Below are 25,741 nucleotides of genomic sequence, written 5' to 3' on the forward strand. Positions count from 1 at the left end.
ACACGATGGACTCATCACGGAAAGCAGTGCCGCCAACAGAGTAGCCTCGGAGTCATCATGAAAACTCTCCCCGATCCCTCGCCGTACGCCAGCGACTTCACCGGTAGTGGACCCAGCATCGGCGTCGTGATGAGCCACGGCTTCACGGGCAGTCCGCACAGCATGCGCCCTTGGGCGGAGTATCTGGCCGCGGAGGGCTACGCGGTCCGCCTCCCGCTGCTTCCAGGCCATGGGACAACGTGGCAGGACATGGCAACGAGGCACTGGCAGGAGTGGCACCATGCGGTGGATGCCGCTTATCTCGAGCTTCAGGCCGAATGTGACTTCGTCTTCGCCGCCGGCCTGTCGATGGGAGGAACGCTGGCCCTGCGTATCGCGGCCACGCGGCCCGTGGCCGGCACCGTCGTCGTCAATCCCGGACTGGTGATCGACGACCCGCGCGCTGCCGTGGTCGGCATCCTCAAGCACGTCATGAAATCCACCCCGGCCATTGCCAATGACATCCTCAAACCGGGCATGGACGAAGGCGCCTACCCCCGGACACCGGTTGCCGCCGCCCATGAGTTGAAAAAGATGTACAAGGACACCGTCACGCTGCTGCCCCGGATTTCCGCGCCGGTGCGCGTCTTCCGTTCCTCCGTGGACCACGTGGTTTCGGATCGAAGCATCAGGCAGTTGAAGGAGCGGGTCACGGCTCCGACGGAGTTCAGCACCCTGGGGAACAGCTACCACGTGGCCACGCTGGACAACGATGCGCCGGAGATTTTCCGGGGATCGGCCGAGTTCATCAGGAAGACAATGGCAGGACTGGCAAGCAGTTCAGCCCCCGCCAGCCAGTCCGGCACCGAGCTTCGGGATTCACCCCATGAATAGGCCAGGGCCCGATTCCCCCGACCAGAGCGCCAACAAGGACGACGACGCCGTCTGGCTCGATCTGGTGGCCCGGCTCGAGTCGATGCCTTCCTCGGCGCTCGACGAAGCGCCGACGGCGGAGACGTCCGCCAGCGATTCCGGAACCGAGACGGGTACGGGTACAGGTACAGGTCCGCAGGACGTGCCCGGCCGATCGTCGTCCCGTTCCTTCCAGGACTTCGATCCCCTCGGGTTGTCTGGAATGTCGAAAAGAGGCGCTGCCGACGAATCCGGGGGCAGCGGAGCTGCCGGTCCGCGCGACTACGACGTCGACGACGAAAACGGCTTCGTCCCGGAGGATCCGCCGAGCCTGGCCGGCACCGAACCGCTGACCATGCTCGCCTGGCTCGGAGCTGTGGGCGGCCCGCTTGCCCTGCTGTTCACCGCGATGTTCTGGCGCTCGGCGCCGCTCCTGGCCGTGATGGGCATCCTGGCGACCTTCCTGGCCTCCGTTGTCTACCTCATCATGAAGCTGCCCCAGGAAAAAGACGAGAACGACGACGGCGCCCGCGTCTAAGCGGGCTGCCGCCCTGCGCATCCCCTCGCGGCTGAGGCCGTACTAGCCGCGTGCACGGCCGCTGACCCTTGACAGGTCGGCGGCACCGATCATCCCCGCCCGCGGTCCGAGTGCGGCAAGCTTGATGGCGGCCGCGGGACGGAAGCCGCGGCCAGTGAGGTTCCGGGCGAAGGCAGTCCGCGCGGGGCCCACAAGAAGCTCACCGGCGTCGCACAGCCCACCGCCGATCACAAATGTCCCCGGGTCAAGGGCAGCCGCGAGGTTTGCAAGGCCGAGCCCAAGCCAGTGCCCCACTTCTTCCAAGAGCTCCCTCGAAGCGGAGTCCCCGGCTTTTGCCCGCTCCGTCACGGTGACGCCCGTGATGTTCCCGGCAGAGCCCCCGGCAGCCTTGAGCAATTCGAAGGCAACCGGTGAATTCCGCAGGGCAAGCTCCCGGGCTTCCCTGCCGAGCGCGTTGCCGGAAGCATATTGCTCCCAGCAGCCCCGGTTGCCGCATTCACAGCGATGGCCGCCGGGCACCACGATCTGGTGGCCGAACTCCCCCGCCACGCCGAACCGTCCACGCTCCACCCGACCGTCCATGACCATGGCGCCACCGATGCCTGTGCCCAGCGTGATGCAGACGAGCCGGCTCTCCCCTTGCCCCGCGCCGAAGCGCCATTCGGCCCAGGCAGCAGCGTCGGCGTCGTTGGTCACGAGGACCGGGCGCCTCAGCAGGTGCTGCAGGTTTTCACGAAGCGGCTCGTTTCGCCAGGCGAGATGCGGACTGAAAAGCACCGTGCCGCCGTCGAGGTCCATCCAGCCGGCGGCGCCGATCCCCACGGAGGCTATGCGTTGGCTCCTGCCCAACTCCTGGACCAGCTCGACGATCACTTGCTCTACTGCCCGGGCGTCATTGCCGGGCGTGGAGCGCCACGCTTCCTCGACCACCCGGCCCGAGGGATCCACAACTCCGGCTGCCACCTTCGTGCCGCCGATGTCGATGCCGATTGCCAAGCCCCTGCGGCCGAGATGGGAACGCCGGGCGGCCCACGGCACCGATTCCCAACGAAGGCCTCCGAGTGCGGAGCCGGAGCGCCGGCCGGTTGCGTTCGAACCGGACCAGGAAATCTTCCGAACTCTTGCCGGGATCTGGTCGTTGGATGAATTCAAGGGCATGTCGCCATCCTATTCCGCGTGCCGCATATGTACTGACATGGACGCTGTGTGGAGGGAGCGTTCGCGTGCCCGCATTGGCGGAATTCCACGCTTCACGTAAAGTTACTCATCAGTAACTTGAGTATCGTGAATTGCGACACACCCATTACTTGGCCGTATAGAGTTAGAGCAGCCCCGCAATGGTCTGTTGATATCGAAGGAGCTATCGTGCGTGAATTCAGTGTTCCGCCCCTGGTGAATGTTGCCCCCGAAACCAACATCACGGACCTCGTGGTTCGTCAGGCCGCCAAGGCGTCCAACCCGGCACTGTTTGCCAAGCTCAACAGCGCCGGCCAATGGCAGGATATCCGGGCAACGGACTTCCTCGAGGACGTGTCGGCCCTCGCCAAGGGACTGATCGCAAGCGGTGTCAGCGTGGGCGACCGCGTGGGCATCATGTCCAGGACCCGTTACGAGTGGTCCCTCGTGGACTTCGCCATCTGGTTTGCCGGCGGCATTTCAGTCCCGATCTATGAAACGTCGTCGCCGTCGCAAGTTGCCTGGAACCTCGGCGATTCCGGCGCGGTGGCCGCATTCGCCGAGTCCCCGCACCACGAAGACGTGATCCGGCAGGCCGTCACGGCCGAAGGCCTCGGCTCGGTCGCCCATGTCTGGCAGCTCGAAGGCGGCGGCCTTGACGCACTCCGCAACGCCGGCAGCGCTGTCACCGACGAGGAACTCGAGGCGCGCCGCAGCAGCGCGGAACTGGCCGACGTCGCCACGATCATCTACACCTCCGGCACCACGGGCCGCCCCAAGGGTTGCGAACTCACGCACGGCAACTTCGTGGAACTCTCGGAGAACGCCTTGGCCTCCCTCGGTGACGTCGTCAACGAGAACGCCAAGACCATCATGTTCCTCCCGCTGGCCCACGTCTTTGCCCGTTTCATCTCGGTCCTGGCGGTCGCCGCGGGGGCCCAAGTGGCGCACACGCCTGATATCAAGAACCTCTTGGCGGACCTGCAAAGCTTCCAGCCGTCCTTCATCCTGGCTGTCCCCCGCGTCTTCGAGAAGGTCTTCAACTCGGCCCTCACCAAGGCAGAGGACGGTGGCAAGGGCGCCATCTTCCACAAGGCCGTGGACACCGCGATCGCGTACTCGAAGGCGCAGCAGTCGGGATCGGTCGGATTGGTGCTCAGGCTCAAGCACGCAGTCTTCGACCGCTTGGTGTACGGGAAGCTTCGCGCTGCCATGGGTGGCCATGTCAGCCACGCAGTCTCCGGCGGCGGCCCGCTCGGCGAACGGCTCGGCCATTTCTTCCACGGTATCGGCCTGCAGATCCTGGAAGGCTACGGCCTCACGGAGACCACGGCACCCATTTCAGTCAACACCCCGTCCCTGATCAAGATCGGCACGGTGGGAGCGCCGCTCCCCGGCAATGCGGTCAGGATCGCCGACGACGGCGAAATCCTCGCCAAGGGCGTCTGCGTCATGAGGGGCTACTTCAAGCGGGATGACCTTGCCGCGGAAACCTTCGTGGACGGCTGGTTCCGCACAGGTGACATCGGCGAACTGGATGAACAGGGTTTCCTGAAGATCACCGGCCGCAAGAAGGAAATCATCGTCACTGCCAGCGGCAAGAACGTGGTGCCCGCCCTGCTGGAGGACCAGATCCGCGCGGACGCCCTGGTGTCCCAGGTCCTCGTCATCGGCGACAACCGGCCCTTCATCGGCGCGCTGGTCACCCTCGACGAGGAAGCCCTGCCCGGCTGGTTGGAGCGCCATGGCCTTCCCTCATCCACGACGACGACGGCTGCCGCGGACAACGCGCTTGTCCGGGCCGCGGTCCAGGAACTGATCAGCCACGCGAATCAGTCCGTCTCGCATGCGGAGGCCATCAAGTCGTTCCGGATCGTGCCGTCCGACTTCACCGAGGCTTCCGGCCACCTCACGCCGTCGTTGAAGGTCAAGCGAGCCCAGGTCATGAAGGACTTCGACGCCGTGATCGAGGAAATGTACTCGGCGCCCAAGGCGTCCTGACGCGCCGCACGCGACGCATCGGCCAAAGCATGAAGGAAGGTCCCGGGCTTATAGCCCGGGACCTTCCTTCATGTGTGCTCCGCGGAGGAGCGGGCCGCTATTCGACCACGATCAGCAGATCGCCGCCCTGGACCTGCTCCACGTTGTTGATGGCGAGGCGCGAGACCGTGCCAGCCACCGGTGTCGTGATGGAAGCCTCCATCTTCATTGCCTCGATGGTGGCGACAGTGTCGCCGGCCTTGACGGTGTCCCCTGCTTTGACGGTCAGGGTCACGGCGCCGGCGAACGGCGCTGCGACCTGGCCGGGCTGGGACGCATCCGCCTTCTCCGCCGCCTTCACGTTGCTGACGACGGACTTGTCGCGGACCACCACGGGGCGGGACTGGCCGTTGAGCTTGCACATGACGGTGCGCATGCCCTTTTCGTCAGGCTCCGAGACTGCTTCCAGGGAAGCGATCAGGCGCACGCCCTTTTCGAGCTCCATGACGTGTTCGGTGCCGAGCTGGAGACCGTAGAGGTAGTCGCGGGTATCGAGCACCGACAGGTTGCCGTATGTATCCACGCTCTTGAGGTAGTCCTTGGTGGGGCCCGCGAACAGCAGCCGGTTCAAGGTCCTCTGGCGGGACTTCGAATCACCCTTGAGCGCCGCGCCGTCTTCGGCACTCAGCTCGACGTCGCGGACCTTGATGCTGCGGCCCTGGAGCGCCTTGGTGCGAAACGGCTCCGGCCATCCTCCGGGAGGATCTCCGAGTTCACCCGACAGGAAGCCGATGACGGAGTCCGGGATGTCGTAGTTCTGCGGGTTCTCGTTGAAGTCCGCAGGATCCGCATGGATTCCCACGAGGTGCAGCGCGAGATCACCGACCACCTTGGACGACGGCGTCACCTTGACCAAGCGGCCCAGGATACGGTCCGCGGCGGTGTACATGTCCTCAATGGCCTCGAAACGCTCGCCAAGGCCTAGAGCGATGGCCTGCTGGCGCAGGTTGGACAACTGGCCACCAGGGATTTCGTGCTGGTAGACCCGGCCAGTAGGACCGGGAAGCCCGGACTCGAACGGCGCGTAGACCCTGCGGACCGCTTCCCAGTAGGGCTCCATGGAGCTGACGCTGGCCAGGCTGAGCCCGGTATCGCGCGGCGTGTGTGCCAACGCGGCCACGAGGGCCGACGCGGACGGCTGGCTCGTGGTACCCGCCAGGGACGCTGACGCGACGTCGACGGCGTCCACGCCGGCATCCACAGCCGCCAGCAAGGTGGCCAGTTGGCCGCCTGCGGTGTCGTGGGTGTGCAGGTGGACAGGCAGGTCGAAGCGTTCGCGCAAGGCGCTGACAAGCTTGGCTGCGGCCGCCGGGCGAAGCAGTCCGGCCATGTCCTTGATGGCGAGGATGTGCGCACCGGCGTCGACGATCTTCCGGGCGAGGTCCAGGTAGTAGTCGAGGGTGTACAGGGTCTCGTTCGGGTCGAGGAGATCGCCGGTGTAGCAGAGCGCCACCTCAGCTACCGCGGTGCCCGTGGCCCGCACTGCGCGGATCGCCGGAGCCATCTGGTTGACGTCGTTGAGGGCGTCGAAGATGCGGAAGATGTCGATGCCCGTTGCGGCTGCCTCGTTGACGAATGCCTCGGTGACTTCCTCCGGATAGGGCGTGTACCCGACCGTGTTGCGGCCACGGAGCAGCATCTGCAGGCAGACATTGGGCAGGGCTTTGCGCAGGGCGGCCAGCCGGTCCCACGGATCCTCGCCGAGGAAGCGCAGGGCGACGTCGTAGGTGGCCCCGCCCCAGGCTTCGACCGACAGCAGTTCGGGCAGCAGCGCGGAGACCGCCGGGCCGGCCGCGACGAGGTCGCGGGTACGGACACGGGTGGCGAGCAGCGACTGGTGCGCGTCGCGGAACGTGGTGTCGGTGACGGCGACCGCGGTCTGCTCGCGCAGCGCCTTCGCAAAGCCAACGGGACCAAGCTCCTGCAGCTTCTGGCGCGAGCCGGCCGGTGCGACGATCCCTGCAACCGAAGGGAGCTTGGCTGCGGGGTCCGTGTGGACTTTGAGTTCGCCGTTGGGCTTGTTGACCGTCACGTCGGCCAACCAGGTCAGCAGCTTGGTCCCGCGGTCCGCGGAGACGTGGGACTTCAGCAGTTCAGGGCGTTTGTCGATGAAGTCGGTCGCCACGTTGCCGGCAATGAAGTCGGGGTCCGCGAGGACGGCCTGGAGGAAGGGGATGTTGGTGGACACGCCACGGATCCGGAACTCGGCCAGGCCGCGCCGGGCACGGGCCACTGCGGCCGGGTAGTCGCGTCCGCGGCAGGTCAGCTTGACCAACATGGAGTCGAAGTGCGGGCTGATCTCGGCACCCGAGTAGACCGTGCCGCCGTCGAGACGGACACCGGCGCCACCGGCCGAACGGTAGCCGGTGATCTTTCCGACGTCGGGCCGGAAGCCGTTGGCAGGATCTTCCGTGGTGATGCGGCACTGCAGGGCGGCACCCTTGATGGATACCGACTCCTGGCTCAAGCCGAGGTCTGCGAGTGTCTCGCCCGAGGCAATGCGCATCTGCGCCTGGACGAGGTCCACGTCCGTGATTTCCTCGGTGACCGTGTGCTCAACCTGGATGCGCGGGTTCATCTCGATGAACACGTGCTGGCCGGCCCGTTCGCCCTCGGTGTCCACGAGGAACTCGACCGTTCCGGCGTTGACGTAGTTCAGGGCCTTCGCGAAAGCCACGGCATCCCGGTATAGCGCCTGGCGGATGGACTCGTCCAGGTTGGGGGCCGGGGCGATTTCCACGACTTTCTGGTGGCGGCGCTGCAGGGAACAGTCGCGCTCGAAGAGGTGCATGACATTGCCCTCGGCGTCGGCCAGGATCTGTACCTCGATGTGGCGAGGACGGAGCACGGCCTGCTCCAGGAACATGGTGGGATCGCCGAACGCGGCGTCCGCCTCACGCATGGCCGACTGGAGGGCTTCCGGAAGGTCCTCGCGGGTCTCCACCCGGCGCATGCCGCGGCCACCGCCACCGGCGACGGCCTTGGCGAAGATCGGGAATCCGACCTCGTCCGCCGCGGCGATGAGCTCATCGATGTCGCGGGACGGAGCACTCGACTTCAAGACCGGCACGCCGGCCTTGCGGGCGGCCTCGAGAGCGGCGACCTTGTTGCCCGCGAGCTCAAGCACCTCCGCCGGAGGGCCGACAAACGTGATGCCCGCGGCTTTGGCTGCCCGGGCGAGGTCAGGGTTTTCCGACAGGAATCCGTAGCCAGGGTAGATTGCGTCCGCACCCGCTTCCTTGGCGACCCGGACGATTTCGTCCACGTCCAGGTAAGCGCGGACCGGATGGCCCTCCTTGCCAATCAGATAGGCCTCATCAGCCTTCTGACGGTGGATCGAATTGCGATCCTCATACGGGAAGACCGCTACGGTCTTGGCGCCGAGTTCGTAGCCGGCGCGGAAGGCCCTGATCGCGATTTCGCCGCGATTAGCCACCAGAATCTTGGAAAACATGCTTCTCCTGCATCATTGCGGGTGTAACGGTCGGTGGTCACAGTGTGTAAGACCTCCATACCCAAACACAAATCTTTGTGGTGACTGTCACACGGGAATTCGTCACGAGCAGTGTACCTTCGCGCACGATGCAGTTTCACATGCTAAGAGGCGATCGACTTCGGGCGGCCGAAGCCGTTCCGGGCCGATAAGGCAGGAAACAGCGGCCACTCAACATATGATGTTGAAGGGCAGCGGCAGAGCCCCGGTTCCGGCAAGGCCGGAACACAAGCACCGCGACACGGCAACCGGCGTTAGGTTTTGGGTTTTCAAGTGCAAGTAGTCAGCATCAGCAGCCTCAAAGGCGGCGTGGGCAAGACATCCGTAACCACTGGGCTAGCCTCGGCCGCATTGGCCGCAGGGATCCCCACCCTTGTCGTGGACCTGGATCCCCACGCCGACGCCACCACGGCCCTCGGCGTCCAGGCCGGCGACCAACTCGACATTGGCCGCATGCTGAAGAACCCCCGCAAGGCGAGGCTCTTGGACAACGTGGTCAGCAGCGGCTGGGTCGACCACCCCCGCGGCAATGGCGGAGGGACAGCCCTTGATGTCGCCGTCGGATCCGCCTACACCGGAATCTACGATCGGCCGGACCTTGGGCGCCGCGATCTCCGCCGCTTGACTGCAGTCCTTGCCGCGGCCGAAAAGTACGAGCTGGTGCTCGTGGACTGTCCGCCGTCCCTGAACGGCCTCACCCGCATGGCCTGGACCGCGAGTGACCGCGTGGTCCTTGTCGCCGAGCCGGGGCTCTTCTCGGTAGCCGGCACGGAACGCACCATGCGCGCCATCCAACTGTTCCGCCAGGAGTTCGCTCCCCAGCTGGCTCCGGCAGGGATCGTTGCCAACCGCGTCCGGCCCGCCTCGTCAGAGCACACCTTCCGCCTCGCCGAGATGGAATCGATGTTCGGCGAGCTCTTGCTGGCACCGCACATTCCGGAGCAGGCCAACTGGCAGCAAATCCAAGGGGCCGCCCACGCAGTCCACCACTGGCCGGGCGACTCCGCCAAGAACACCGCCAAGCTGTTCGACACGCTTCTGGGGAACATGTTGTCCTCCCACAACGGCACGCGGGAACGCCGCAAACGCTGACGGGAGTCCTCGGGGCAGAAGCCGCCCTTTCGAGAAAAACGATCGTCGAGAAAAGCCATGAAGCCGCCTTCCTGTTGGAAGGCGGCTTCATTGGTCTTCGGTGGAATCTTCTGTGGCCTCTGGCGGCAATCCCGACGGCGGTTCAGCCTGTCCGGCGCGCGGAGCGGCGCTTGCTGAGTTCGTCGTCCGGAAAGGACTGTTCTGCGGCGTGCTCGCTCGGAAGGGCGGCAAGGCTGCCCTCGACTTCGCGCCACACACGGCCTACCGCGATGCCGAATACGCCCTGGCCACCCTGCACCAGGTCAATGACTTCGTCCGCGGAAGTACATTCATAGACGCTCGCGCCATCGCTCATGAGCGTGATCTGCGCCAGGTCTTCCACTCCGCGTTCGCGCAAATGTTCAACGGCCGTACGGATCTGCTGAAGCGACACACCTGTATCCAGGAGGCGCTTGACGACCTTGAGTACCAGGATGTCCCGGAAGCCATAGAGCCGCTGCGATCCGGAACCGGCGGCGCCCCGCACTGCGGGTTCAACAAGTCCAGTACGTGCCCAGTAGTCCAGCTGACGGTAGGTGATCCCTGCCGCCTTGCACGCGGTGGGGCCACGGTAGCCGGCATCTTCGTCCAGGACCGGAAGGTCCTCGGTGAAAAGCAGACCCTGGGCACCGCTTGCGGGTACAGCAACGCCTGTCGAGGCCTGCTTTAGCTCGCCTGCTTCGCCTTTGGGACTCACGTGACCCTCCTTGTCAGAAGTTCCCTTGGGGATGGTGCATACGGGGGCAACACGAAAAAGGGAAATGCACTCGTGTAATTTCAACGCGTCCGCACCTTTCAGTGTGACCTGCGCGGGTCCTGTACGCAACGGGAACTTGATATCTTCGACGTTAGGCGTGCCGGGGCCTCAGGTCAAAGACGTCCGGGCCCTTTTCGGATCGTGTCGAAACTTTCATCCTCAACTTTAACCTTAGGCTGCCTTCAGCCTTCGAAATCCTCTGGCTCCACATCGTCCAGGAACTCCCGGAAGCGGCGCAATTCCCGCTCTTCGTCGACCTCGGGACCCGGTTCAGTGTCTTCGCCTTCGTCGTGTTCGGTGATCCTGACGCCGGCTTCATCCATCACGGCGTCGGCGCACCAGATACGGCATTTCGCCCGCAACGCAAGCGCCAGCGCGTCGGAAGCGCGCGAACTCACCACCGTGCCGTCGTCGAACTGGAGCTGGCCGTAGAAGATGTTGTCCTCGACTGCCACGATGTTGACGCTGATGATCGTGTGGCCGAGCGCCTCCACGACGTCGATCATCAAATCGTGGGTCATGGGGCGGGGCGGGACCACGCCTTGTTGAGCCAGGGCGATGGCGCTGGCTTCGGGTGTGCCGATCCAGATGGGAACATGGCGTTCCCCGTGCATCTCACGCAAGAGGACCAAGGGCTGGTTTGAAGGCAGTTCAATCCGCACTCCAACGATCTCGACCTCAATCATCATGCGTCCATACGGGAGATACGGTCCTGCACCAAAGCTCGATGCAGGCTGAGGCAGAGTTCGCTGATTTCCCGGGCGGCTTCAGCAGCCCGGGATTGCGATGCCGCATCCTTGCGGGACGTCAAGGGAGCGACAACCCGCTCCACCAAGCCGAACTCGCGCTCGGCTGCCGCCTGGAAGGGACGGAGGTGCCGCGGTTCAAGTCCGTGGCTTTCAAGTTGGACACACGCGCGCGCCACCTGGAGGGCGTGTTCGTCGAATTTGCCGTTGACGTGGCTGATGAGCCCATAGCTGAGGAGTGACTGCAGGAGCGGAACGCTGGCGCCGGATTCCGTCCGCAGCTGTTCCTCGCTCAGGGCGCGTGCGCGGCCCTGCAGCTCGGCCGCGAGCTCGTCGGAGACAATCCGGGGGGAAACCGACACCCCCGGCGGGAGGTTTTCGGGGCGCTCTCCACGGTCGATCGCGTCGAGGTAGTCCTTGATGACTTTGAGGGGCAGGTACTGGTCACGCTGGAGGGCCAGCACGAAGCGCAGGCGTTCGACGTCGCTCTCGGCGTATTGCCGATACCCGGCGGGCGTACGCTTCGGATTGATCAGTCCCTTTTCCTCAAGAAAACGGATCTTGGACGCCGTCATGGTAGGAAAGTCGTCGCTGAGCTGCGCGAGGACCTCTCCGATGTTGAGGACCTGCGGTCCTCGCCGTTCCGGCTGGGGCAGTGCCACAGGCGTACCCGGAATCAGTCTTGGCCTGCTGCGCGGGCAGGGCTCAGGTAGTAGGTGAGGCGGAACTTACCGATCTGAACCTCGCTGCCGTTCTTGAGCAGCACGTTGTCTACCCGGTCCTGGTTGACGTAGGTGCCGTTGAGGCTGCCGGTGTCGACGACTTCGAAGCCCTCGGGGGTGCGTACGAACTCCACGTGCTTGCGCGAAACCGTCACGTCATCCAGGAAGATGTCCGCATCCGGGTGTCGGCCGGCGGTGGTGGTGTCCGAGTCCAGGAGGAAACGCGCACCAGCATTGGGGCCGGTGTGGGCAATGAGCAAGGCCGAGCCAGGAGGCAATGCCTGCACCGCGGCGCGTTCTTCGGCTGCCAGGGGCGGGCGATCATCCGGCTCGTGATGGCGCACCGGGGTGAGCTGGATCGAGGTGGTCTCCGAGGTTGGCTGTCCTACAGCACCGTGCTCGTCCCGGGCGTGGTTCCGCTTACCGCCAACCATGGAATTCCTCCTCATCCGCCGGCCGTTGTCACCAACTGCCGGTTACGCAACTGCCCGGTTCCCCCGGGCCAAACAGGTCGCTGGCCCGCCGCCGTCGCTCCCCTGTTCCGGGGAGAACCGACTTGGCGGGCCAGATACCATTTAGCCTACCTGTTGTTCGTACTCTGATGCACTGAGAAGGGTCTCGATGGCGTCAGCTTCCGAAAGCTTTACTTCGAACAGCCAGCCGTCACCGTAGGGATCCGAGTTGATCAGGGCAGAGTCGGTGTCGAGAGCCTCGTTGCGGGAGACAATTTCGCCGCTGACCGGGGCATATATGTCGCTCACGCTCTTCGTGGATTCCACTTCACCCACGACGTCGTTGCCCTTCACCGTGGTGCCGGGCTCGGGAAGCTGGGCGTAGACGACATCGCCGAGGGCATCCTGGGCGAAGTCCGTGATGCCGACGCGCACAACGCCGTCTGCATTCGGGGCACTGACCCATTCATGTTCGGCGGTGTAGGAAAGATCGGCAGGAATGTTGCTCATGAGTCGCCTTTCATCGGGACATTTCGGACCACGACGGCGGCCCGGTCATCCGGCCACCGCTGAAAGTATAAGCACATCCATGCCCCCTCCCCACAGGTGTCTGGAATGATTGGAAGCAGACTCGAGACGCATATTCCCGCAACGCAGTCGAAGGAGCGCGATCATGCCGGAACTGCCCGAAATCACTGCCCTGGGCGACTTTCTGGACGAGAAGCTGGCCGGGGCTCAGCTCACGCAGGTGCTGCTACCATCGGCGTTCCCCCTGAAAGTAGCGGATGTTCCCCACGAATCCCTGGTCGGGCGGACTGTCGAATCCGTCGGACGGCGGGGCAAATTCATCGTTGTCGAGATCGCTCCCGAGGCTCCGGACAGCGGAGACTCGGCAGAGCCCCTGTACTTGATCGTCAGTTTCGCGAAGTCCGGCTGGCTCACCTTCTCGGACAAACAGCCCGGTAGCGAATCAACTGCCGTGGGTGGATATTTCGCGGCGCAATTGGACTTTTCGAACGATGGCAGCGACTTTGGCATCACGCTTGCCGACACCGGAACCTGGAAGGGATTGGCCCTCTTCATCGTTCGCGAGCCGGCGGAAGTCCACGGCATTGCGGAACTGGGGCCGGATCCCCTTGACCCCGGTTTCGGCCTGGACGAGTTCAGCCGGCTTTTTACGCACAGGCAGCAGATCAAGGGAATCCTGAAGAACCAAAAGCTTATGGCGGGTATCGGGAACGCCTACAGTGACGAAATCCTCCATGCGGCGAAGCTCTCTCCCGTTGCTCACGCTTCTTCGTTGGACCCGGACGCCGTGAAGCGTCTCTTCACCGCAATGCAGGACATTCTCACGGGTGCCATCAAGGGGTTCTCGGGCAAGAAGCCAGAAGAGCTGAAGGCGGCAAAGAAAGACTCGATGCGCGTGCACGGCCGGACCGGCGAGACTTGCCCGGTCTGCGGGGACACGGTGCGTGAAGTTGCCTTCGTGGGGACCTCCTTGCAGTATTGCCCCACGTGCCAGACCGACGGCGAGATCCTCGCCAAACGCGGCTCGGGCGACAACTGATCCTCAGGGACCCGCTTTTCGCTTAGGCGACCGGTGCCTCCTCAGGTTCGCGTACGACGTCGGGGGCTGCTTGCTGTGCGGAAACGGACTGCGCCGCTCCCCCACGGCGCGCAGCCGCCGCGGCCGCGATCATGACGAGCAGGGCTGCTACGGTGATGGCGGCACCGGCCCAGATCGGCGAGGTGTAGCCCAGTCCCATGGTGATGGTGACGCCGCCCAGCCAGGCGCCGAGTGCGTTGCCCAGGTTGAAGGCGCCGATATTCGCACCGGAGGCGAGGGTGGGTGCGGTGGCGGCAAAGTGCATGACGCGCATCTGCAGTCCCGGAACGGTGGCGAAGCCGAAGCCGCCCATGAGTGCCAGCGAGAACAGGGTGGCCACCGGGCTCGCGGCGGTGAGTCCGAAGAACACGAGCACCACCACCAGGCCCGCGAGGATGACAGTGAGGGTTTTGTCGATGGACTTGTCGGCCGCTTTGCCGCCGGCGATATTGCCGACGAACAGCCCGGCGCCAAACAGGACCAGGAGCCACGGGACGGCGCGGGGATCAAACCCGGAGACGTCGGTCAGGGTGAAGGCAATGTAGGTGAAGGCACCGAACATGCCGCCGAATCCGAGAATTGTGACGATAATCGACAGCCAGACCTGGCCGGACTTGAACGCGCCGAGCTCGCTGCGGAGGCTGCTGGCGGCTGCCCCTTCTTCGGTGCGCGGGACCATGAGGGCGATGCCGATAAGGGCGAGGACGCCGATGATCGTGATGGCCCAGAAGGTGGACCGCCAACCGAGGTTCTGGCCAAGGAAGGTTCCGAAGGGCACGCCCAGCACGTTGGCGGCGGTGAGGCCCGTGAACATGATGGCAATGGCGCCGGCCTTTTTATGGGCCGGGACCAGGCCGGCTGCGACCACTGAGCCGATGCCGAAGAAGGCTCCATGGCAGAGCGCTGCGACAACGCGTCCGATCAGCATTGCCTGGTAGCTGTCCGCGATGGCGGAGAGGAAATTGCCGGCGATGAACAGGACGAGGAGCCCGATCAGCACGGGCTTGCGCGGCAAGCGGGTGACTGCCGCTGTCACCAGGAGGGCGCCGACAACGACGCTCAGCGCATAGCCGGTGATGAACCAGCCGGCGGCCGCTTCGCTGACTCCGAAGTCCGTGGCAATCTCGGGCAAGAGGCCCATGATGACGAACTCGGTCAAGCCAATGCCGAATCCGCCTAGGGCAAGGGCGATCAACCCTGCGGGCATGTTGTTGCTCCTTTGTGGGGATGATTCCCGTGAGAGTGGAAGTGCGCCGCCGAGAACCGTAGAATATTAGTTGCAGACGCTGCATATATAGTTGCACACGCCATGTAATTGCGCAAGCAACTACTTTGCGTGCGTCTGGTTCTTCATCAATCGGCAGGAGTTTCGGCAGACATGGGCATCAAGGACGACGCCGTTGAGGTACGCGCGCAGGGGTGGCGGACTCTCGCGGCGCTACACGGCAACATCGAGGCAGCCCTGGAGAAGGCGTTGCAGTCCGCCGCTGATCTTTCAGTGGTCGAGTACACCGTGCTTGACGCATTGAGCCGCCAGGACGGCTGGCACATGCGCATGCAGCAACTCGCGAGGGCGACGGCCCTGTCCAGCAGCGCGACGACGCGCTTGGTGAACCGACTCGAAGACCGTGCACTGCTGACCAGGATCCTGTGCGCCGACGACCGCCGCGGCATTTACACGGAGCTTACCGAGGCCGGCCAGAAGCTCTTGCTGGCGGCCCGGCCGGTGCACGACGAAACCCTCGCGGAATCGCTGGCGGCCGCAGAATCGGTGCCGGAGCTTGAGCCCCTAGTCAAGGCGTTGGGGGCGCTGCAGGGGGCTTGAGGTTTCTTTCGCGGGGCGGGGCGCGGGTTGCGGCGGCGCGTTGGGGCGCGTGGCGAGGCGTGCCGTTGGGCCGCGTGCGACGGCGCGTTACACCTTTTTGACGACGCTGGACTTGAGCTGCATGGGCCCGAAGCCGTCCACCTTGCAGTCGATGTCGTGCTCCCCCACGCCGTTCACGAGGCGGATGTTGCGGACCTTGGTTCCGACCTTGATCGCTGTTGCGCTCCCCTTGACCTTGAGGTCCTTGATCACCGTGACAGTGTCCCCGTCTGCAAGGACATTTCCCACGGCGTCCTTGATCTCCGCTGACTCAGTTTCCGCTTCATCAGACGCGGCCGGCGACCATTCGTGCGCGCACTCAGGACAGACCAGCAAGGCACCCATCTCGTAGGTGTATTCGCTGGCGCATTCGGGGCAAGGGGGAAGTGTTTCGCTCACCGTCCAATGATAGTTGGGGCCGTTCCAACACGTAGACGGCGGCCTTGGCACACGGAGACGCCCGGGGAGAATCCCGGGATCTCGCGGAATTGAACACGTAGACAGGAACTACAGACCACTTAATTCTTGGGATTGGCCACTGAGACGCCATATGTCGGCCATAGATTGCTGATGGCCAAGAAATCGAAAGGTGGTGTGCGACCCGTGCAATTGCCGCTATGGGGGCTCGCCCTCGGATGGCTGCTCGTCGGCATATACCTTCGCTCGCCCAGGCTTTTCGCACTGATGACAGTCTGCGCCCTACCTGGGCTGGTGGCGCGTGCAATGTCGACAATTCTCGCCGAACCCTTGCATTTAGCGGCAAGCCAACAGGCCGGGCTGAGCATCTTCTCTTCTGCCTGGATCTACCTGACGCTGATTCTTTTCGTAGGTATCCGGCGCCTGGCAGGGCCGAACTGATGCTTCTCTATGGAACGCTCCCGAACCAGTGGATTCCCGGGTACTTTGAGTTAATCGGCTTCAGAGCTGTCCTCATGGCCTTGGAAATGAGTACGCCTTCCTCGGAGACCACCGGATTCTGCCGGATCATGCCGCCCCTCAAACGTTCTCACTGCGTGATTCCGGGGTTGCGGGACTTGCCAGAACCGGTGATCCAGCAGAATCGCACGCACCTCGATGCATGCGCCGTCCTGACCTTCTTTGGTTTGGGAAATCGCTTTCGACACGGCGAGTCACGTCGTTTCAACCCTCTGGACCTTCAAACAAGGTCAGGACGGCGCGTTCAGGTCGGGCGGGAATCACGGGGGCGGCGTCGGATTCTGCTGGATCACTCTCTTCGCCGAAGTTGCCGTCCCTGTGATTCCGCGGACACGGAATTGATCCATTCTAGTGATTGAGCAGAATCCGACATCCGTGCGCAGACGGCCCCATCCGGACAGCAGAATCCGACATGGGAGGGGCTCGCTTCCCAGTGCGGGCGGGCGAATTCCGGGGTAGCTAAGCTTTCGGAGCTTCGTGTGACTGGGGGCTTGCATACTTCTGCAATGTTTGATCTGTGGTCAGGCCCTGGTACGGAACGGGAGAACGGCCGCCGGCATGCAGCGTTACCAGTGTCTGAAATGCGGGCCGAGCCGCTCGCGTGAACGCCCGGATGTCAGCGGGCGCGCTGAACTGGAAGTGTTCCTTGGCTGGTGGCTGGGCACCTCCGGCCAGGCGAGGATTGCTTCGTTCGGCACGGCCCAGTCATTCCGTTGACGCACGTTCCCGCCTGGCAACTAGCTCCGGTAAGCGAAGCTGGTTCGACGATCTACGGACACCGTCGGATTCTGCTGGATCACTCGCTTCGCCGACGTTGCCGGCCCTGTGATTCCGCGGACACGGAATTTATCCATTCGAATGATTGAGCAGAATCCGACATCCGGGCACTGACGACCCCATCCGGACGGCAGAATCCGCCGCATTGGCGAGGCAACATCAACGCTTAAACGCAAAAGCCGTGGGAACTCTAGAGTTCCCACGGCTTTCATTGGTCGGGCTGACAGGATTTGAACCTGCGACCCCTTGACCCCCAGTCAAGTGCGCTACCAAGCTGCGCTACAGCCCGTCAGTCCTGCCGTTCTCCGCCTAGGTTTTCACCTAAGCAGTCCGGCCGAACCACCTCAAAAAGCTTACACGATGTTCGAGGTTCTCAATGACACCTTGGTGGGTGTCATCTGTGATGCGCGTCTCAATTAACGCTTCTTGCCGCGCTTTTCACGGACGCGCATGTTGACCTCGATCGGCGTGCCGTCGAAGCCGAAGGTTTCGCGCAGCCGGCGGGTGATGAACCGGCGGTATCCGGGGTCCAGGAAGCCCGTGGTGAACAGCACGAACTTCGGCGGACGGCTGGATGCCTGGGTGCCGAACAGGATGCGGGGCTGCTTGCCGCCGCGGACCGGGTGCGGGTGGGCAGCCACGAGCTCGCCCAGGAACGCGTTGAGGCGACCCGTGGGGATGCGCTTGTCCCAGCTCTCCAAGGCGAGGTCCAGAGCGGGCACCAGACGGTCCTTATGCCAGCCGGTCTTGGCGGAGATGTTGACGCGCGGAGCCCACTCAACGTGTGCCAGGTCCTGCTCGATTTCACGCTCAAGGTAGCGGCGGCGTTCGTCGTCGAGCAGGTCCCACTTGTTGAACGCGAGCACCAGCGCGCGACCGGACTCGATGGCGAGCTGCAGGATGCGGACGTCCTGCTCGCTGAGCACCTCGTCGACGGCCAGGAGCACGACGGCGACCTCCGCCTTTTCGAGCGCGGACTGCGTACGCAGGGAAGCGTAAAAGTCCGCGCCCTGTGCCATGTGCTGGCGGCGACGGATGCCTGCGGTATCCACGAAGCGCCAGGTGCGGCCACCGAGTTCGATGAACTCGTCCACGGGGTCGCGGGTGGTCCCGGCGAGGGGATCAACGACGACGCGCTCGGAGCCGGCCAGCTTGTTCAGCAAGGAGGACTTGCCGACGTTCGGGCGGCCGATGAGGGCAATGCGGCGGGGACCGCCGGAGCGCTCGACGCCTTCCACCGTGGAGAACTCCGGCAGGGTGTCCATGACGTGGTCCAGGAGATCGGCAACGCCGCGGCCGTGCAGCGCGGACACCGGATACGGCTCGCCGAAGCCAAGGCCCCAAAGCGTTGCCGAGTCGGCTTCCTGCGCAAAGTCATCGACCTTGTTGGCCACCATGATGACCGGCTTCTTGGACTTGCGCAGCATCTTCATGACACCCTCGTCCGTGGCGGTGGCGCCAACGGCGGAGTCCACCACGAAGAGCACGGCGTCAGCGAGTTCCACGGCCATCTCGGCCTGCTCGGCGACCCGGGCGTGGATGCCCCTGGCATCGTGCTCCCAGCCACCGGTGTCCACCAGCGTGAAGTTGCGGCCGTTCCAGTGAGCCGAGTACATGACACGGTCACGGGTAACGCCCGGGGTGTCCTCGACGACGGCCTCGCGGCGGCCGAGGATGCGGTTCACCAGCGTGGACTTGCCGACGTTGGGGCGGCCGATGATGGCCAGGACCGGGTCAAGCTTGAGGGGGCCGTCTTCGCCTTCGTCGTCGTAGAGTCCGCTCAGCAGGGCTGCGTCGTCCTCGTCGAGGTCGTAGTCTTCCAGGCCTGCCCGGAGGGAGGCCGCGCGGAGTTCGGCTTCGTCGTCGTCCAGGGCGGCGAGGTTTTCAGCCACCTGGTCGGTGCCGGTGGGCGTGTATTCGTCGTCGCCGGCTCCGATGTTGCCGGATTTGTGAGTCGTATCGCTCATTGCACTTTCCTTAGTGGTGATCTGCCGGCGTCCCGGCTACTTCTTCTTGGCGGTGCTGCATTGGCTGTGGGCCGGCGCATTAGTCCCTCGGAAGGGACTGACCGGTGGTCTTGACGGCATCCTGGACGTGTCCAGCCAGCGCAGCGCGGATCTCCGCGGCCGCCCTGTCCATTGAAACACGCCCCGACTCGCCATTTCTGCGGGTCACATTGAAGGGGGCTCCGAAACTGACCTGCAGCTGGCGGCGCAACTTCGGAATGTAATCACGGTGTTCGTCTCCGATCCGCGTTCCGAGGATGGCCACGGGTATCACTGTGGCTCCGGTCATCAGCGCGAGCCATGCGACGCCGTTGCTGATGTTGCCGGCGGTGCCGCTCCCCCGCGTTCCTTCGGGGAGAATCCCCACGCAACGGCCGGCGTCGAGCACTTTCTTTCCGAGCTGGAGCGCCGAGCGGTCGCCGGTGCGGTCGATGGAAATCTGTCCCGAGGCACGAAGCACTTTTCCCAGGAAACCCTTGAACATCTCTTTCTTGACCAGGATGTGCATGGGCCGTGGAGCCGCGCCGAACATCACCGGCCCGTCCAGGAAGCTGATGTGGTTGCCCGCGAAAATGACCGGGCCGGATTTTGGAACATTGGAGCGTCCCGTAATCGCGGTCCGGTACAGGACATGGTCCAACAGCCAGCCAACAGGCCGGCTCCAGATCATGGTCCAGCGTGCCGGGAGCCGGGCTTCAGTCACCGTAAATGACCTTGCCTACAATGCTCAGCGCCGTTTCGACCGTTTGTTCGAAGTCCAATTCCGAGGAATCCAAGGTGACGACGCCGTCGGCCGCCTGCGTGAAGTTCACCACAGTGGAGTCCTTGGCATCGCGGTGGATCACTTGGGCGGCGAGCTGCTCGTGGCTCTGCGTTCCGCCCAACTGGAGGCCGCGTCGCCGCAGCCGCGCTTCCTCGCTGGCGGTCAGCAGCATACGGACCTCCGCAGAGGGCGCGACGACGGTAGTGATGTCCCGTCCCTCCACCACCATGCGGCGGTGGTGCTGTTCGATCAGCTGGCGCTGGCGGCGAATCAATTCGTTGCGGGCGCCCAGGGTGGTCGCCACTGCGCTGACCGACGATGAGATCCTCGGCTCACGGATTTCCTCCGTGATGTCCACGCCGGCAACGCTGACGTATTCGGCGTTGGCGCTGGTGCTGAGTTCCAGCGGCAGGTCCTTTGAGGCCTGCTCGACGGCGGCGCCGTCGCTGAGGTCGATCCCCGTCTTGAGGCAGTACCAGGTCAACGCACGGTACATGGCCCCCGTGTCGAGATAGGCGAGCTTCAAGCGCCGGGCAACTTCCTTGCTCACGCTGGACTTGCCGGATCCGGACGGGCCGTCGATGGCGACGACAAGCGGCTTGCCCGGACGAACTACGGTCTCCGGGCCGAAAAGTTCACGTCTCATTACTGGAGTACCCGCCATCCACGGTCGGTCAAGGCTTCAACAAGGAGGTCATGCTTGTTGGGCATGACGGAGAGTTCCACCATGCCAACGTTCTGCCCGGACGAGTGATCCAGGCGGAGGTCTTCAACGTTGACGCCGATCTCACCGATCTCCGTCAACAGCCTGGCGATCTGCCCGGGCCGGTCGTCTACCAGAACTGTAAGCCATGAATATGCCTGCGGGGGTCCGCCGTGCTTTCCCGGGATCCTGGCCTGCCCGGCGTTGCCCTCGCTGATGAGCTGGGCAAGGTCCAGCCGGGCGCCGGGTGCCGTGGGATCCTCCAGGGTACCGATCAAGCGGTTGAGGTCCTCGCGGACACCATGAAGGATATCCACCATCTTCGCGGCGTTGTTGCCAAGGATCTGCACCCAGAGGGTGGGATCGCTGGCAGCAATCCTCGTGGTGTCCCGCAATCCGTTGCCTGCCAGGGACAGCGCGTGGAGCGGTGTCCCCTGCAGGCGGCTGGCCAGAAGCGAAGACATCACCTGGGGCAAATGCGATACCAGCGCAACGGCTTCATCGTGGTCCTCGGCCGTGAACTGGGAAACTATTGCCCCCAGGTCCCCGGCCAGGGAACGCGCAGTCTGAAGCGCGTCGGCGCTGGTCTCCTCGGACGGGCAAAGGACCCAGGGCATGGACGTGAAGAGCTCGCCGCGGGCAGCGACGGGCCCCGACTTCTCGCGCCCCGCCATCGGGTGCGTCCCGACATAACGGGACATGTCCACTCCACGGCCCCGGAGCTCGACCTGGATCGCCAGCTTGACGCTGGCAATATCCACCACAACGGCCTCCGGGTATTCACCCAGGGCACGCTCGACGACGTCGGCCGTCACGTCCGGTGGCGCCGCGACGACAACGAGCTGGGGCGGGTTCGCAAGCTCGGACAGAGGCCTGCCCGCACCGATATCCACGGCCACGGCCTGGTTGGTTGGCGACGGGTCCGAAAGGAACACGGAGACACCCCGGCCACGCAGGCCGAGACCGATGCTGGCTCCGAGCAGGCCGGTGCCGAAAACGACCACCGGGCCGTCAAGGTGGCCCCGGCCGTGCGAGTGGAATGCCGACATGCCTTACAGTCCTACGGAGGCCAGGAGGTGTCCGACTTCCTGCTTGCCGAGGTTGCGGATGCTCCCTTGGCGCTGGTCGCCCAGGCCGATGGGACCGATCTTGACGCGCACGAGGCGCAGCACGGGGAACCCGACGGCTTCGAAGAGACGGCGGACAATACGGTTCTTACCGGAGTGCAGCACAACCTCGATCAGGACGTGGCCCGGAGTGGAGTCCACCAGCTTGAAGGAGTCGACCGACGCGATGCCGTCTTCGAGCTCGATGCCTTCCTTCAACTTCGCGCCGACGCCCTGCGGGAACGGGCCACGGACCTGGACCAGGTACGTCTTGGGCACCTCGTAGGAGGGGTGCGTCAAGCGGTTGGCGAGTTCGCCGTCGTTGGTCAGCAGCAGCAGGCCCTCGGTGGCGACGTCGAGACGTCCGACGTGGAAGAGACGCTCGCCCTTGTTCTTGGCGGACTTGAGGAAGTCGCTGATGCAGGGACGGCCTTCGGGATCTTCCATGGTGGAAACGACGCCCTTGGGCTTGTTGAACACCATGTAGAGCATGGTGTCATCGAGCTGGATGCGGATGCCGTCGACGTGGATCACGGCGGACGTGGGGTCCACGCGCATGCCCAGCTCGGTGGTGAGCTGGCCGTTGACCTCGACGCGGCCTTCCTCGATCATTTCCTCGCAGACGCGGCGGGAAGCCACGCCCGCCTGGGCCATGACCTTCTGCAGGCGTACGCCATCGGCGTCGTGCTGCTCGGACTGGGCCACCTCGCCGCGGCGGCCGCGGGGCTTGCGGATCGGGCCAAGGTTCTGGCCGAAGCGCTCACTGCCGAAGGCGCGGGAAGCGTACTGCTTCTTGTTGCTGGCTTTGGGCTTCAATGCGCCCGGCGTGCCCGGAGCCTTGCCGAAGCCGGGCTTGTTGGAGCCAGGCTTGCGGGGGGCCTTGGCCGGCCTCGCCTCTTCACGGCGCTCGTAACCTCCGGCCGACGTGGGGTTGTCCGGGTCGAAGGGGCGCTCTTCACGCGGACGCGTGGGCTTGAAGGGGCGTTCTCCGCCCGGGGAGAAGCTGCGCTTGCTGCCTCCGGAGGCGCCACCGGCACGGCTTGCGCCACCCCGGCCGGCACCGAAGCCGCTGCCTCCTGCGCTGCTGCGGCCTGCATTGTTGCGGCCTGAGTCTTGCGACTCGTTGCGTCCGGAATTGTTTCGTCCCGAACTATTACGTGGTGAACCCTGGCGTCCCGCCTGTGTCATGACCCGTCCTTTTGTTATGGTGGCCGGCTTGTTCTTTCTCAACGTAAGCCAGCCGGACAGAGAATATCTGTCCTGTGTGTCTGCCCGCTACTAGCCGGGCGTTTGTAGATCCTTGCAAAATTGAGTTGTTCTGCTGCCTGCGGCCGCGGGTTCCCGCGATTACATGCGTTCGGCGTCGAAGAACTCCTCGATGCCCTCCAGCCCCGGAAGGTGGGGGGACAATTGAGGCAACTCCGCCACCGAGCCAATGCCCATGCGCTCGAGGAAGTACGAGGTGGTCCTGTAAAGGATGGCCCCCGATTCAGGATCGGTACCCGAGTCCTCGATCAGCCCGCGTTGGACAAGTGTCCGGACGACTGAATCGACATTGACGCCGCGAATGGCAGACACCCTGGCCCTGGAAACCGGCTGCCGGTACGCGATGACCGCCATGGTTTCAAGGGCTGCCTGCGTCAGCCGCGCGGTCTGGCCTTCGAGAACGAACCTGCCCACGACATCGGCAAAATCCGCGCGTGAATAGATCCGCCACCCTCCGGCAACGTTCCGCAACTCAAAACCCCGGGGTGCAGCGCTGGCACTTGCATCAGTGTGCAAGTCATCAGCGTCCCCGCCCGGGGCTTTAACAGTATAGCCGCTATACTCCTGCCGCAGTCCCTCCAGCAAATCCTCGACGACGGCGACCGTCACGTTGAGCCCGGCGGCGAGCTCTTCCGCGGTGGCCGGTTGGTCGATGACCATCAGGACGGCTTCGAGTGCGGCCCGGGCCCCGCCCGGCAAGGCTTCAAGCTCGGCGAGGCCGTCCCCGCCTGTATCTTGCTCGCTCACAGCGGTTCCTCTCCTTGGTCGATCTGCTCGTACTCGTCGCTCAAATTGTCGCTGCTCCACCCTTCGGGGCGCCCTGTCCAGCGGACTGTCAGTTCAGCGAGCGGACCCGGTTGATCAAACGCCACCACACGATCGCGGAACAGCTCGAGGAGCGCCAGGAACCGGACCACGACAACGAGCGTCGACTCGGCGTCGGCGATCAGTGCCCTGAATGATTGGGTCTGGCCCCTCTGCAGGCGGTACCCGATGATCTCGGCTTGTTCCTTGACGCTGACGGGTGTTCCGTGAAGGTGGTCGAGCCCGACTTCCTCGGGGGTGTTGTCCTTGGGTGCCAGCGTCTTGGCCGCCAGCGCGGCGAACTGTTCGGGTGTGTGGCGCCAGATCAACTCCGGCAGCATCGCCGCGAAATGCCCTTCCAACGCGACCTGCCGCGGGAAGCGCCGGGCTTCCGATTCCAGGGTGCCGGACATGATCGCCGCCACCTGCTTGAAGGCCTTGTACTGCAACAGCCTGGCGAAGAGGAGATCCCGGGCCTCCAGCAAGGCAATGTCCTCGGCATCTTCGACTTCGCCGGCCGGCAGGAGCCTCGCGGCTTTGAGGTCCAGGAGCGTTGCGGCGATGACCAGGAATTCGCTGGCCTCGTCCAGGGCCCAGTCCTCCCCCAGTTCCTGCAGGCGCCGGATGTATTTAATGAATTCATCCGTGACGGTGGCCAGCGCAACCTCCGTGATATCCAGCTTGTGCTTGGAGATCAAGCCGAGCAGCAGATCGAAGGGCCCGGTGAAGTTCGCCAGCCTGACTTCGAAGCCGGCCTTCCGTCCGGAAGGCGGGGCTCCGGCGTCGTCCGCGTTGCTTTCAGGAGGGTACGACGGCGGCGCGTCGCCCGCCAGGACGGTCGCGGCTTCGGCGGTGAGTGGCTCTGCCACGCTGGCTAGGGTGCGCCGCCGCGCGAAATCAGTTCCTTGGCCAGGCGGCGGTAGGCGTCGGCACCGATGTGGTTTCCGGCGTAGCTGGTGATGGGCTCCGCGGCGACCGTGGCGTCGGCGAACTTGATGGAACGCTTGATGACGGTCTCGAAGACCTTGTCCCCGAACGCCTCCACGAGCCTCGAAATGACTTCGCGGCTGTGCAGGGTGCGCGCGTCGTACATCGTGGCGAGCACGCCGTCCACCTGCAGGCGCGGGTTCAAGCGGTCCTGGACCTTTTCGATCGTTTCGACGAGCAGTGCCACCGCGCGGAGGGCGAAGAATTCGCAGATCAGGGGGATGATGACGCCGTGCGCAGCGGTCAAGGCATTGACCGTCAGGAGGCCCAAGGACGGCTGGCAGTCGATGAGCACCACGTCGTAGTCGTCCTCGACGCTCTTGAGCGCGCGGTCGAGCACTTGCTCGCGGGCTACCTCGTTGACGAGCTGGACCTCGGCGGCGGAGAGGTCGATGTTGGCCGGGAGGAGGTCGATGCCTTCGACGCCGGTCTTCTGGATGGCGTCGCGGATGTCCACCTTGCGGTCCATCAGGACGTTGTAGACGGTGAGGTCGAGTTCGTGCGGGTTCGCCCCCAGGCCTGCGGAAAGAGCTCCCTGCGGGTCGAAGTCGACCAGCAGGACGCGCCGGCCGAATTCCGCGAGCGCGGCGGCGAGGTTGATGGTCGACGTGGTTTTGCCCACGCCACCCTTCTGGTTGACCATGGCAATGACGCGGGCCGGGCCATGGGAGGCCAGCGGCGCGGGCTCGGGGAAGTCGCGGTACGGGCGGCCCGTGGGCCCCATGACGGCGTCTTCCAGATCGAAATCCGTGCCCTCCAGCGTAGTCGTTCCCCGTTCGCTGCTCACGTATCTATCCACTCTCTCCACGACGGTCATTTCCTGCGGCTGTCTCCAGCACCAGCACTGCTCCCCACCTAGGCTACAGCGCCCGACACGGCATTCTGCGGAACTTGACATTGCCCGCAGTTTGAGCCTTGACCTTCTAGCTGAGGTAGAAGGTTGGGTCCGTCTGCAACAAAACGTGCCGGTAAAACGC

The 25,741-nt window shown here is 64.4% G+C and carries 24 protein-coding genes, 1 tRNA gene and 1 pseudogene; 8 read left to right on the forward strand and 18 right to left on the reverse strand.

Annotated features, from left to right (window positions below; translation table 11 throughout):
• Positions 1-57 precede the first annotated feature (57 nt).
• Positions 58-873: an alpha/beta hydrolase gene (locus ACSBOX_RS13155; RefSeq protein ID WP_442542851.1), complete on the forward strand. Its 816-nt coding sequence runs from the start codon at positions 58-60 to the stop codon at positions 871-873.
• A complete protein-coding gene (locus ACSBOX_RS13160) occupies positions 866-1,429 on the forward strand; it encodes a hypothetical protein (protein ID WP_442542852.1) in 564 nt (187 codons plus the stop codon). Before ACSBOX_RS13155 ends, ACSBOX_RS13160 begins: the two co-directional genes overlap by 8 nt.
• A 42-nt stretch (positions 1,430-1,471) precedes the next feature.
• On the opposite strand, the gene ACSBOX_RS13165 is transcribed toward ACSBOX_RS13160, so the two are convergent.
• Positions 1,472-2,587 (reverse strand): ROK family glucokinase, encoded by a 1,116-nt coding sequence (locus ACSBOX_RS13165; RefSeq protein ID WP_442542853.1) that lies wholly within the window; start codon positions 2,585-2,587, stop codon positions 1,472-1,474.
• A gap of 207 nt (positions 2,588-2,794) precedes the next feature.
• Here ACSBOX_RS13165 and ACSBOX_RS13170 point away from each other — a divergent pair, with 207 nt between their 5' ends.
• Positions 2,795-4,606, forward strand: coding sequence for an AMP-dependent synthetase/ligase (locus tag ACSBOX_RS13170; RefSeq protein WP_442542854.1), 1,812 nt, complete (start codon positions 2,795-2,797; stop codon positions 4,604-4,606).
• A gap of 97 nt (positions 4,607-4,703) precedes the next feature.
• On the opposite strand, the gene ACSBOX_RS13175 is transcribed toward ACSBOX_RS13170, so the two are convergent.
• Complete coding sequence (locus tag ACSBOX_RS13175) at positions 4,704-8,099, reverse strand: pyruvate carboxylase (RefSeq protein WP_442542855.1); 3,396 nt, start codon at positions 8,097-8,099, stop codon at positions 4,704-4,706.
• A gap of 312 nt (positions 8,100-8,411) precedes the next feature.
• Between ACSBOX_RS13175 and ACSBOX_RS13180 the strand changes: the two genes are divergently transcribed.
• Entirely contained in the window at positions 8,412-9,230 is an 819-nt protein-coding gene (locus ACSBOX_RS13180) for a ParA family protein (protein WP_442542856.1), read from the forward strand.
• Positions 9,231-9,372: 142 nt separating this feature from the next.
• Here ACSBOX_RS13180 and ACSBOX_RS13185 read toward each other — a convergent pair whose 3' ends face one another.
• The 5 genes from ACSBOX_RS13185 to gcvH form a co-directional block, all read right to left on the reverse strand.
• On the reverse strand, positions 9,373-9,966 hold the full coding sequence (locus tag ACSBOX_RS13185; protein ID WP_078105594.1) for a MerR family transcriptional regulator: 594 nt from the start codon (positions 9,964-9,966) through the stop codon (positions 9,373-9,375).
• Between the two features lie 242 nt (positions 9,967-10,208).
• Entirely contained in the window at positions 10,209-10,712 is a 504-nt protein-coding gene (locus ACSBOX_RS13190) for a bifunctional nuclease family protein (RefSeq protein ID WP_234753890.1), read from the reverse strand.
• A complete protein-coding gene (gene ftsR, locus ACSBOX_RS13195; RefSeq protein WP_059389162.1) occupies positions 10,712-11,428 on the reverse strand; it encodes a transcriptional regulator FtsR in 717 nt (238 codons plus the stop codon). Before ftsR ends, ACSBOX_RS13190 begins: the two co-directional genes overlap by 1 nt.
• A gap of 20 nt (positions 11,429-11,448) precedes the next feature.
• On the reverse strand, positions 11,449-11,928 hold the full coding sequence (locus ACSBOX_RS13200; protein ID WP_241710265.1) for an FHA domain-containing protein: 480 nt from the start codon (positions 11,926-11,928) through the stop codon (positions 11,449-11,451).
• A 141-nt stretch (positions 11,929-12,069) separates the two neighbouring features.
• The gene (gene gcvH, locus ACSBOX_RS13205; RefSeq protein WP_078105597.1) at positions 12,070-12,456 is read right to left on the reverse strand and encodes a glycine cleavage system protein GcvH; all 387 of its coding nucleotides are present in this window, start codon (positions 12,454-12,456) and stop codon (positions 12,070-12,072) included.
• Positions 12,457-12,619: 163 nt separating this feature from the next.
• Between gcvH and ACSBOX_RS13210 the strand changes: the two genes are divergently transcribed.
• Complete coding sequence (locus ACSBOX_RS13210) at positions 12,620-13,513, forward strand: DNA-formamidopyrimidine glycosylase family protein (RefSeq protein ID WP_442542857.1); 894 nt, start codon at positions 12,620-12,622, stop codon at positions 13,511-13,513.
• Between the two features lie 22 nt (positions 13,514-13,535).
• Here the strand turns inward: ACSBOX_RS13210 and ACSBOX_RS13215 are convergent, their stop codons facing one another.
• Positions 13,536-14,759 (reverse strand): MFS transporter, encoded by a 1,224-nt coding sequence (locus ACSBOX_RS13215; RefSeq protein WP_442542858.1) that lies wholly within the window; start codon positions 14,757-14,759, stop codon positions 13,536-13,538.
• A 171-nt stretch (positions 14,760-14,930) separates the two neighbouring features.
• Between ACSBOX_RS13215 and ACSBOX_RS13220 the strand changes: the two genes are divergently transcribed.
• Positions 14,931-15,377: a MarR family winged helix-turn-helix transcriptional regulator gene (locus ACSBOX_RS13220; RefSeq protein ID WP_284751744.1), complete on the forward strand. Its 447-nt coding sequence runs from the start codon at positions 14,931-14,933 to the stop codon at positions 15,375-15,377.
• 87 nt (positions 15,378-15,464) lie between these two features.
• Here the strand turns inward: ACSBOX_RS13220 and ACSBOX_RS13225 are convergent, their stop codons facing one another.
• Positions 15,465-15,815 carry a zinc ribbon domain-containing protein YjdM gene (locus ACSBOX_RS13225; RefSeq protein WP_442542859.1) on the reverse strand — a complete coding sequence of 117 codons (351 nt, stop codon included), beginning with the start codon at positions 15,813-15,815 and terminating at the stop codon, positions 15,465-15,467.
• 171 nt (positions 15,816-15,986) lie between these two features.
• Here ACSBOX_RS13225 and ACSBOX_RS13230 point away from each other — a divergent pair, with 171 nt between their 5' ends.
• Both ACSBOX_RS13230 and ACSBOX_RS13235 read left to right on the forward strand, forming a co-directional pair.
• Positions 15,987-16,274 (forward strand): hypothetical protein, encoded by a 288-nt coding sequence (locus ACSBOX_RS13230; protein ID WP_442542860.1) that lies wholly within the window; start codon positions 15,987-15,989, stop codon positions 16,272-16,274.
• 588 nt (positions 16,275-16,862) lie between these two features.
• Positions 16,863-17,069 (forward strand): transposase-like zinc-binding domain-containing protein, encoded by a 207-nt coding sequence (locus ACSBOX_RS13235; protein WP_442542861.1) that lies wholly within the window; start codon positions 16,863-16,865, stop codon positions 17,067-17,069.
• Positions 17,070-17,341: 272 nt separating this feature from the next.
• On the opposite strand, the gene ACSBOX_RS13240 is transcribed toward ACSBOX_RS13235, so the two are convergent.
• From ACSBOX_RS13240 to ACSBOX_RS13280, 9 genes and pseudogenes are all read right to left on the reverse strand, one after another.
• Positions 17,342-17,418, reverse strand: a tRNA-Pro gene (locus tag ACSBOX_RS13240).
• Between the two features lie 127 nt (positions 17,419-17,545).
• A complete protein-coding gene (gene der / locus ACSBOX_RS13245; RefSeq protein WP_442542862.1) occupies positions 17,546-19,096 on the reverse strand; it encodes a ribosome biogenesis GTPase Der in 1,551 nt (516 codons plus the stop codon).
• Between the two features lie 10 nt (positions 19,097-19,106).
• Positions 19,107-19,805 (reverse strand): annotated as a pseudogene (locus ACSBOX_RS13250) (lysophospholipid acyltransferase family protein).
• A 25-nt stretch (positions 19,806-19,830) separates the two neighbouring features.
• Complete coding sequence (gene cmk / locus ACSBOX_RS13255) at positions 19,831-20,544, reverse strand: (d)CMP kinase (protein WP_442542863.1); 714 nt, start codon at positions 20,542-20,544, stop codon at positions 19,831-19,833.
• A complete protein-coding gene (locus ACSBOX_RS13260) occupies positions 20,544-21,650 on the reverse strand; it encodes a prephenate dehydrogenase (protein WP_442542864.1) in 1,107 nt (368 codons plus the stop codon). The genes cmk and ACSBOX_RS13260 overlap by 1 nt, the downstream gene beginning before the upstream one ends.
• Before the next feature lie 3 nt (positions 21,651-21,653).
• Positions 21,654-22,895, reverse strand: coding sequence for a pseudouridine synthase (locus ACSBOX_RS13265; RefSeq protein WP_442542865.1), 1,242 nt, complete (start codon positions 22,893-22,895; stop codon positions 21,654-21,656).
• Positions 22,896-23,054: 159 nt separating this feature from the next.
• On the reverse strand, positions 23,055-23,720 hold the full coding sequence (gene scpB / locus ACSBOX_RS13270; protein ID WP_442542866.1) for an SMC-Scp complex subunit ScpB: 666 nt from the start codon (positions 23,718-23,720) through the stop codon (positions 23,055-23,057).
• Positions 23,717-24,610 (reverse strand): segregation and condensation protein A, encoded by an 894-nt coding sequence (locus ACSBOX_RS13275; RefSeq protein ID WP_442546029.1) that lies wholly within the window; start codon positions 24,608-24,610, stop codon positions 23,717-23,719. Before ACSBOX_RS13275 ends, scpB begins: the two co-directional genes overlap by 4 nt.
• A 41-nt stretch (positions 24,611-24,651) precedes the next feature.
• A complete protein-coding gene (locus ACSBOX_RS13280) occupies positions 24,652-25,551 on the reverse strand; it encodes a ParA family protein (protein ID WP_284751736.1) in 900 nt (299 codons plus the stop codon).
• Between the last annotated feature and the right edge of the window lie 190 nt (positions 25,552-25,741).

The organism is Arthrobacter sp. KN11-1C (assembly GCF_052180225.1).
Classification (GTDB): Bacteria; Actinomycetota; Actinomycetes; order Actinomycetales; family Micrococcaceae; genus Arthrobacter.

Coding starts and splice junctions, on each gene's coding strand:
- ACSBOX_RS13175 (WP_442542855.1), bottom strand. CDS start 8,099: ATGTTTTCCAAGATTCTGGTGGCTAATCGCGGCGAAATCGCGATCAGG.
- ACSBOX_RS13200 (WP_241710265.1), bottom strand. CDS start 11,928: ATGGTTGGCGGTAAGCGGAACCACGCCCGGGACGAGCACGGTGCTGTA.
- ACSBOX_RS13220 (WP_284751744.1), top strand. CDS start 14,931: ATGGGCATCAAGGACGACGCCGTTGAGGTACGCGCGCAGGGGTGGCGG.
- gcvH (WP_078105597.1), bottom strand. CDS start 12,456: ATGAGCAACATTCCTGCCGATCTTTCCTACACCGCCGAACATGAATGG.
- ACSBOX_RS13215 (WP_442542858.1), bottom strand. CDS start 14,759: ATGCCCGCAGGGTTGATCGCCCTTGCCCTAGGCGGATTCGGCATTGGC.
- ACSBOX_RS13260 (WP_442542864.1), bottom strand. CDS start 21,650: ATGTCGGCATTCCACTCGCACGGCCGGGGCCACCTTGACGGCCCGGTG.
- ACSBOX_RS13160 (WP_442542852.1), top strand. CDS start 866: ATGAATAGGCCAGGGCCCGATTCCCCCGACCAGAGCGCCAACAAGGAC.
- ACSBOX_RS13230 (WP_442542860.1), top strand. CDS start 15,987: ATGGCCAAGAAATCGAAAGGTGGTGTGCGACCCGTGCAATTGCCGCTA.
- ACSBOX_RS13155 (WP_442542851.1), top strand. CDS start 58: ATGAAAACTCTCCCCGATCCCTCGCCGTACGCCAGCGACTTCACCGGT.
- ACSBOX_RS13165 (WP_442542853.1), bottom strand. CDS start 2,587: ATGCCCTTGAATTCATCCAACGACCAGATCCCGGCAAGAGTTCGGAAG.
- ACSBOX_RS13210 (WP_442542857.1), top strand. CDS start 12,620: ATGCCGGAACTGCCCGAAATCACTGCCCTGGGCGACTTTCTGGACGAG.
- cmk (WP_442542863.1), bottom strand. CDS start 20,544: ATGAGACGTGAACTTTTCGGCCCGGAGACCGTAGTTCGTCCGGGCAAG.
- ACSBOX_RS13190 (WP_234753890.1), bottom strand. CDS start 10,712: ATGATTGAGGTCGAGATCGTTGGAGTGCGGATTGAACTGCCTTCAAAC.
- der (WP_442542862.1), bottom strand. CDS start 19,096: ATGAGCGATACGACTCACAAATCCGGCAACATCGGAGCCGGCGACGAC.
- ACSBOX_RS13265 (WP_442542865.1), bottom strand. CDS start 22,895: ATGACACAGGCGGGACGCCAGGGTTCACCACGTAATAGTTCGGGACGA.